Below are 5,643 nucleotides of genomic sequence, written 5' to 3'. Positions count from 1 at the left end.
AGTCTGCTCCTCGCGCGAGCGCTCGTCGGCCGCCTCGCTCACTTGGCAGCCAGGATGTCGCGGCGCACGATCGTCTGATCGCGGCCCGGCCCGACGCCGATGCACGAAACATGAGCGCCGGCAAGCTCTTCCAACCGCAGCACGTAGTCGCGCGCCTTTGCGGGCAGATCGTCGAATTCGCGCGCGTCGGAGATGTCCTCCCACCACCCTGGCAGTTCCTCGTAGACCGGCACGGCGCGGGCGATGTCGCTCTGGGTCATCGGCATTTCGTTGGTGCGCTTGCCATCAACGGTGTAGCCGACGCAAACCGGCACGGTCTCGAGGCTCGACAGCACGTCAAGCTTGGTCAGGAAGTAGTCGGTGATCCCGTTGACGCGGGTGGCGTAGCGGGCGATGACGGCGTCGAACCAGCCGCAGCGGCGGGCCCGTCCGGTGGTGACGCCGACCTCGCCGCCGGTCTTCGACAGGTACGCGCCGAACTCGTCGAAGAGTTCCGTCGGGAAGGGACCCGACCCGACGCGCGTGGTGTACGCCTTCAGGATTCCCAGCACCGCAGTGATCCTGGTCGGCCCGATGCCCGAGCCGACGGCCGCGCCGCCCGCCGTCGGATTCGACGACGTCACATAGGGATACGTCCCGTGGTCCACGTCGAGCAGCGTGCCCTGCGAGCCCTCCAGCAGTACGGTCTCGCCGTTGTCGAGCGCGGCGTTGAGCAGCAGCCTGGCATCGGCGATGCGGTGCTTGAACCCCTCCGCCTGCTCGAGCAGCGCGTCACGAACCTCGTGCGGGTCGAGTGCCTTGCGGTTGTAGATCTTGACGAGCACCTGGTTCTTGAATTCCAGTGCGGCGTCGACCTTCTGGGTCAGCGAGTCGGGGTCCAGCACGTCGGCGACCCGAATGCCGATGCGCGCGATCTTGTCCTGGTAGCAGGGCCCGATACCGCGGCCCGTCGTCCCGATCTTCTTGTTGCCCATGTACCGCTCGGTCACCTTGTCGATGGCCACGTGATACGGCATCAGCAGGTGCGCGTCGGCGGAGATCAACAGACCCGACGTGTCGACGGCGCGGTCCTCGAGTCCCTTGAGTTCGGTGAGCAGCACACCGGGATCCACCACGACACCGTTGCCGATGACGTTGGTGACGCCGGGGGTCAGGATGCCCGACGGTATGAGGTGAAGGGCGAAGTTCTCACCGTTGGGGAGGACGACGGTGTGCCCGGCGTTGTTCCCACCTTGGTAGCGAACAACCCACTGGACACGGCCACCGAGAAGATCGGTGGCCTTTCCCTTGCCCTCGTCGCCCCACTGGGCGCCGATGAGGACGATTGCCGGCATGACGTTTCTCCTGCTCATCTGCCTCGAATACTGTGACAGCCGGTGACACACCCTATCCGAGAAGATCCCAAGCAGGTGAATCCAGACACAGTTGTCCTGTGCTTCGGCGGGCGACGTGTGCCCCGCGCCCTCTCCGGCCTCGCCGTCGTCGAGATCGCCGAGCCGACCGACGTCGACGCCACCCCGGGGGCCCGCAGGCTGATCGTGCTTGGCACCCCCGCGGACCTCGCGGTCGTGCTGGCCCGGCTTCTGCGCACCGACCGGCTCGACGTCGAGGTCGCCTTCGTCCGACGGCCATGGACAGCGCGGCGGGCGCGGCGGGCGGCGGCCCGACGGGTCCCGCTGATCCGCGACGAGACCGGCGCCGTGCTGGTCAGCGTGGCCTTCTGGCTACCGCCAGGCGAGGAATCGAGTGCCGTCGCCGGGGAGGCCGTCGTCGACGACACGCTGCTCTTCGACGGCAAGGTGACGGGCGTGCGGATCGAGCCGACGGCCGAACTGCCTGGGCTGCGCGCCAGCGTGCTCACCGGTCGGATGCGGCCGCGGAGGTGGGTCACCGGCCGCGCCGCGCAGCTCGGCACCACCGGCGTGCTGGTGGTGCGCGACGGCGTGCCTGCTGCCCGACCGGCACGAAGGTCGACGTTTTACCGCAACACCAAGGGCTGGCTCTGCGTCACGTAGTTTCGTGGAGTGAGCAACGTCCGTCCTCTGCGCCAGTCGGTGCGGCCCAGCCCGGTCTTCCTCGCGATCGTGGCGATCACGGCCGTCGGCGGAGTAGTCGCCTGGCTCGCCGACGAACCCCGCTCGCCGCTGTCCTACGTCGGGGTGTTCGTCTTCGTCGTGTTCGGTTGGCTGGTGTCGCTGTGCCTCCACGAGTTCGGCCACGCCTACACGGCCTGGCGTTACGGCGACCACGACGTCGAGGTGCGCGGCTACCTGACGCTCAACCCGTTGAAGTATTCGAATCCACTACTGTCACTTGGCATTCCGGTACTGTTCATCGCACTCGGCGGAATCGGGCTTCCTGGCGGTGCGGTGTACGTCCGCACCTGGTCGATGACCAAGCGGCAGCGCACGACGGTCAGCCTGGCCGGTCCGTTCGCCAACGTCGTACTCGCGATCGTGCTGTTGGTGATCACCGGCGCGTTCTGGAGTCCCGAACACGTGGTGTTCTGGGCCGGCGTGGCGTTCCTCGGCTTCCTTCAGGTGACGGCTCTGCTGCTCAACCTCCTGCCGATCCCCGGCCTTGACGGCTACGGCGCGCTGGAACCGCATCTCAAGCCGGAGACCCAGCGCCAGCTGGCCCCCGTCAAACAATGGGGTTTCATCATCCTGTTCGTCCTGCTGATGGCTCCGATGCTGAACCAGTGGTTCTTCTCCCTGGTGTCCTGGTTCGTCGACCTGTCCGGTGTGCCTGGCGGACTGTGGCCGCTCGGGGCTCAGCTCACGCGGTTCTGGTCCGCCTGGTTCTGACCGGCGAGGCCATCCGGCAGAACCCGCGCTAAGCGAGTCCCAGCTCTCCGCGCGCCGACCGATCGCAGTCGTCGAGAAGGTCGAGGCACCGCTGGTACTCGTCGGTCTCTCCGATGGCATCCGCGGCGTGGGCCAGTGCCGCCACGCAGCGCAGGAAGCCGCGATTGGCTTCGTGCGCGTACGGCACGGGACCGAAGCCCTTCCAGCCGTTGCGACGGAGCTGATCGAGACCGCGGTGGTAGCCGGTGCGCGCGTAGGCGTACGCCGTGACCGCCTTGTCGTCGGCGAGCGCCTCCTCGGCCAGGGTCGCCCACGCCACCGAGGCCGACGGATGAGCGGCAGCGACGATGGCCGGATTCTCGCCTGCGGCCAGTTCGGCCTCGGCCTCTGTGTCGCCAGGGAGCCGGACCGGATCAGGCCCCAGCAGATCGCCCATGTGAGTCATCCGCTTATTGTGCCGTGCGGATCCCACGCCGCCGCCGTCAGGCTTCGCCGCGCGGAGTGGATAAGCTCTGCAGTAGTCGCGAGGGAGGACTGAGGCACGAATGTCGAACCCATCGGGGACGGACGAGAACGACGAGCCGGTCGCGGAGGATGCGTCCTCCCCTGAGACCGAGGTGATCGACCCGGTCGCTCTGGCCGCAGCGGCGGAAGCCGAGCAACCCGAGCGCAGATTCACCGCTCCTTCGGGGATGGACGCGGGCAAGACCCAGATCATCGAGAGGGCGCAGGAGCCGGCCACCGAGATCTTCCCGCCGCAGGCTGGACCCGTTGCGCCCCAACTGATTCCCGGCCGAACCGACCCGCAGAAGCCACCACGCCGTCGGCGCAGCTGGGGCTGGGTGATCGCACTGGTGCTCGTCATCGCCGCGCTGGCCGCCGTCGCCATCCTCGGCACGGTGCTGCTGTCGCGCGACGATGCGCCGGCGGTGTCGCAGGAGGACATGGTGCGCACGACGATCCAGAACTTCGACACCGCGATCCAGCGGGGTGACCTCTCCACCCTGCGCACCATCACGTGCGGCGAAACCGCCGACAGCTACATCCGGTACGACGACAAGCAGTGGAAGGACATCCACTCGCGGGTGGCCGCGGCGAGGCAGTACCCGATCGTCGCGAGCATCGATCAGGTCGTCGTCCACGATTCCCACGCCGAGGCCAACGTCACCTCGTTCATGGCGTTCGACCCGTCGACCCGCTCGACGCGGAGCTTCGATCTGGAGTTCCGCGACGAGCAGTGGAAGATCTGCCAAGCCCCCCAATAGCCGTGGATTTGTGTGTCCGCACCCGCGCTCACCGCGGGTTCGGACACACAAATCGCGGGAGGGGCTAGCCGGCGGAGACCGAGCGGCCGCTGCTGTGCAGGTCGTTGCACGCCTCGACGACGCGCTCGGACATCGATGCCTCCGCCTTCTTCAGGTAACTGCGCGGGTCGTAGACCTTCTTGTTGCCGACCTCGCCGTCGATCTTGAGCACGCCGTCGTAGTTGGCGAACATGTGCCCGGCCAGTGGGCGGGTGAAGGCGTACTGGGTGTCGGTGTCGACGTTCATCTTCACCACGCCGTACTTCAGCGAATCCTCGATCTCCGACTTCAGCGAGCCGGAGCCGCCGTGGAAGACGAAGTCGAACGGCTGGCTGCCTGCGGGCAGTCCGAGCTTGGCGGCGGCGACCTCCTGGCCCTCCTTGAGGACCTCCGGCTTGAGCTTGACGTTGCCCGGCTTGTATACGCCGTGCACGTTGCCGAACGTCGCGGCGAGCAGGTACCTGCCATGCTCACCGGCACCGAGCGCCTCGATAGTCTTCTGGAAGTCCTCGGCGCTGGTGTAGAGCTTGTCGTTGATCTCCGCCTCGACGCCGTCCTCCTCGCCACCGACCACGCCGATCTCCACCTCCAGGATGATCTTGGCCTCGGCCGCGAGCTTCAGAAGTTCCTTGCCGATCTCGAGGTTCTCGTCGATCGGCACCGCCGAGCCGTCCCACATGTGCGACTGGAACAGCGGGTTACGCCCCTTCGCGACGCGCTCGGCAGAGATGGCCAGCAGCGGTCGGACCAAGCCGTCGAGCTTGTCCTTCGGGCAGTGATCGGTGTGCAGCGCGACGGTGATGTCGTACTTGGCGGCAACCACGTGGGCGAACTCGGCCAACGCCACCGCGCCGGTGACCATCTCCTTGACGCCGAGTCCTGACGCGAATTCCGCTCCGCCAGTGGAGAATTGGATGATACCGTCGCTGCCCGCGTCCGCAAAGCCCTTGATCGCGGCATTCACCGACTCCGAACCGACGCAGTTGATGGCCGGGAATGCAAAGGAGTGCTCCTTGGCACGGTCCAGCATCTCGGCGTAGACCTCGGGAGTAGCGATGGGCATGGGGTTCCTCCTGGCAGTCCGATACGACGTTCCTTCGTAGTATCTCAACACGGCGCCTGGTCCGGCAGGCCGACCACCACCATCGATCGAAGTCGGCGAAAAAAGTGAGGGATTTGCGAGCGCTGGTCGCTCCTACCTGTATCCGCAGCAACGAGCTGCAACCTGACACGGGGAGTCGACATGAACGTCCGCAAGCTCATCATCAGCACAATTGCCGCCTCGACGATCGCCACGGGCATGGCCGTCAGCTCGGCGGGAATCGCCGCCGCGAAGCCGATCGACGACTACAACGCCTGCAAGGCACAGCTGGGCCGGGGCTCGGGTATCGACTGCTGCTACGTCTTGCACGGCTCGCTCATGCTCGACAAGAACGGCAACTACATCGCCTGCATACTGGATGGCCGAGACAGGGTCGTGAAGCCGCGCAGCTAAACGGTCAGCGACCCGGTCGCCGACGGCGAAGTCCTCG

The 5,643-nt window shown here is 66.7% G+C and carries 7 protein-coding genes; 4 read left to right on the top strand and 3 right to left on the bottom strand.

All coding sequences use genetic code 11. The features are described 5' to 3' along the window. Nucleotides 1-38: 38 nt before the first annotated feature. A complete protein-coding gene (locus tag QOD90_RS17960) occupies nt 39-1,334 on the bottom strand; it encodes an adenylosuccinate synthase (RefSeq protein WP_526352112.1) in 1,296 nt (431 codons plus the stop codon). Nucleotides 1,335-1,409: 75 nt separating this feature from the next. Between QOD90_RS17960 and QOD90_RS17955 the strand changes: the two genes are divergently transcribed. Together QOD90_RS17955 and QOD90_RS17950 are read left to right on the top strand one after the other, a co-directional pair. Beyond that, nucleotides 1,410-2,015 carry a peptidase M50 gene (locus QOD90_RS17955; RefSeq protein WP_526352111.1) on the top strand — a complete coding sequence of 202 codons (606 nt, stop codon included), beginning with the start codon at nt 1,410-1,412 and terminating at the stop codon, nt 2,013-2,015. A gap of 9 nt (nt 2,016-2,024) precedes the next feature. Then, nucleotides 2,025-2,807: a site-2 protease family protein gene (locus QOD90_RS17950; protein WP_526352109.1), complete on the top strand. Its 783-nt coding sequence runs from the start codon at nt 2,025-2,027 to the stop codon at nt 2,805-2,807. 28 nt (nt 2,808-2,835) lie between these two features. Here QOD90_RS17950 and QOD90_RS17945 read toward each other — a convergent pair whose 3' ends face one another. Continuing rightward, nucleotides 2,836-3,252: a DUF3151 family protein gene (locus QOD90_RS17945; protein ID WP_526352107.1), complete on the bottom strand. Its 417-nt coding sequence runs from the start codon at nt 3,250-3,252 to the stop codon at nt 2,836-2,838. Between the two features lie 100 nt (nt 3,253-3,352). Here QOD90_RS17945 and QOD90_RS17940 point away from each other — a divergent pair, with 100 nt between their 5' ends. Next, nucleotides 3,353-4,072: an Rv0361 family membrane protein gene (locus tag QOD90_RS17940; protein ID WP_526352105.1), complete on the top strand. Its 720-nt coding sequence runs from the start codon at nt 3,353-3,355 to the stop codon at nt 4,070-4,072. Between the two features lie 64 nt (nt 4,073-4,136). Here QOD90_RS17940 and fbaA read toward each other — a convergent pair whose 3' ends face one another. Next, nucleotides 4,137-5,174 (bottom strand): class II fructose-bisphosphate aldolase, encoded by a 1,038-nt coding sequence (gene fbaA / locus QOD90_RS17935; RefSeq protein ID WP_526352104.1) that lies wholly within the window; start codon nt 5,172-5,174, stop codon nt 4,137-4,139. A gap of 180 nt (nt 5,175-5,354) precedes the next feature. On the opposite strand from fbaA, the gene QOD90_RS17930 reads away from it, so the two are divergent. Then, complete coding sequence (locus tag QOD90_RS17930) at nt 5,355-5,606, top strand: hypothetical protein (RefSeq protein WP_526352102.1); 252 nt, start codon at nt 5,355-5,357, stop codon at nt 5,604-5,606. Nucleotides 5,607-5,643: the final 37 nt, after the last annotated feature.

Source organism: Mycobacterium sp. (assembly GCF_032161845.1).
Lineage (GTDB): Bacteria > Actinomycetota > Actinomycetes > Mycobacteriales > Mycobacteriaceae > Mycobacterium.
This window is presented reverse-complemented; position numbering and strand designations above follow the sequence as displayed.

What these genes read in the sequence shown, in the direction of transcription:
- QOD90_RS17960 (WP_526352112.1), bottom strand. Translation starts at nt 1,334, where the DNA reads ATGCCGGCAATCGTCCTCATCGGCGCCCAGTGGGGCGACGAGGGCAAG.
- QOD90_RS17945 (WP_526352107.1), bottom strand. Translation starts at nt 3,252, where the DNA reads ATGACTCACATGGGCGATCTGCTGGGGCCTGATCCGGTCCGGCTCCCT.
- QOD90_RS17940 (WP_526352105.1), top strand. Translation starts at nt 3,353, where the DNA reads ATGTCGAACCCATCGGGGACGGACGAGAACGACGAGCCGGTCGCGGAG.
- fbaA (WP_526352104.1), bottom strand. Translation starts at nt 5,174, where the DNA reads ATGCCCATCGCTACTCCCGAGGTCTACGCCGAGATGCTGGACCGTGCC.
- QOD90_RS17930 (WP_526352102.1), top strand. Translation starts at nt 5,355, where the DNA reads ATGAACGTCCGCAAGCTCATCATCAGCACAATTGCCGCCTCGACGATC.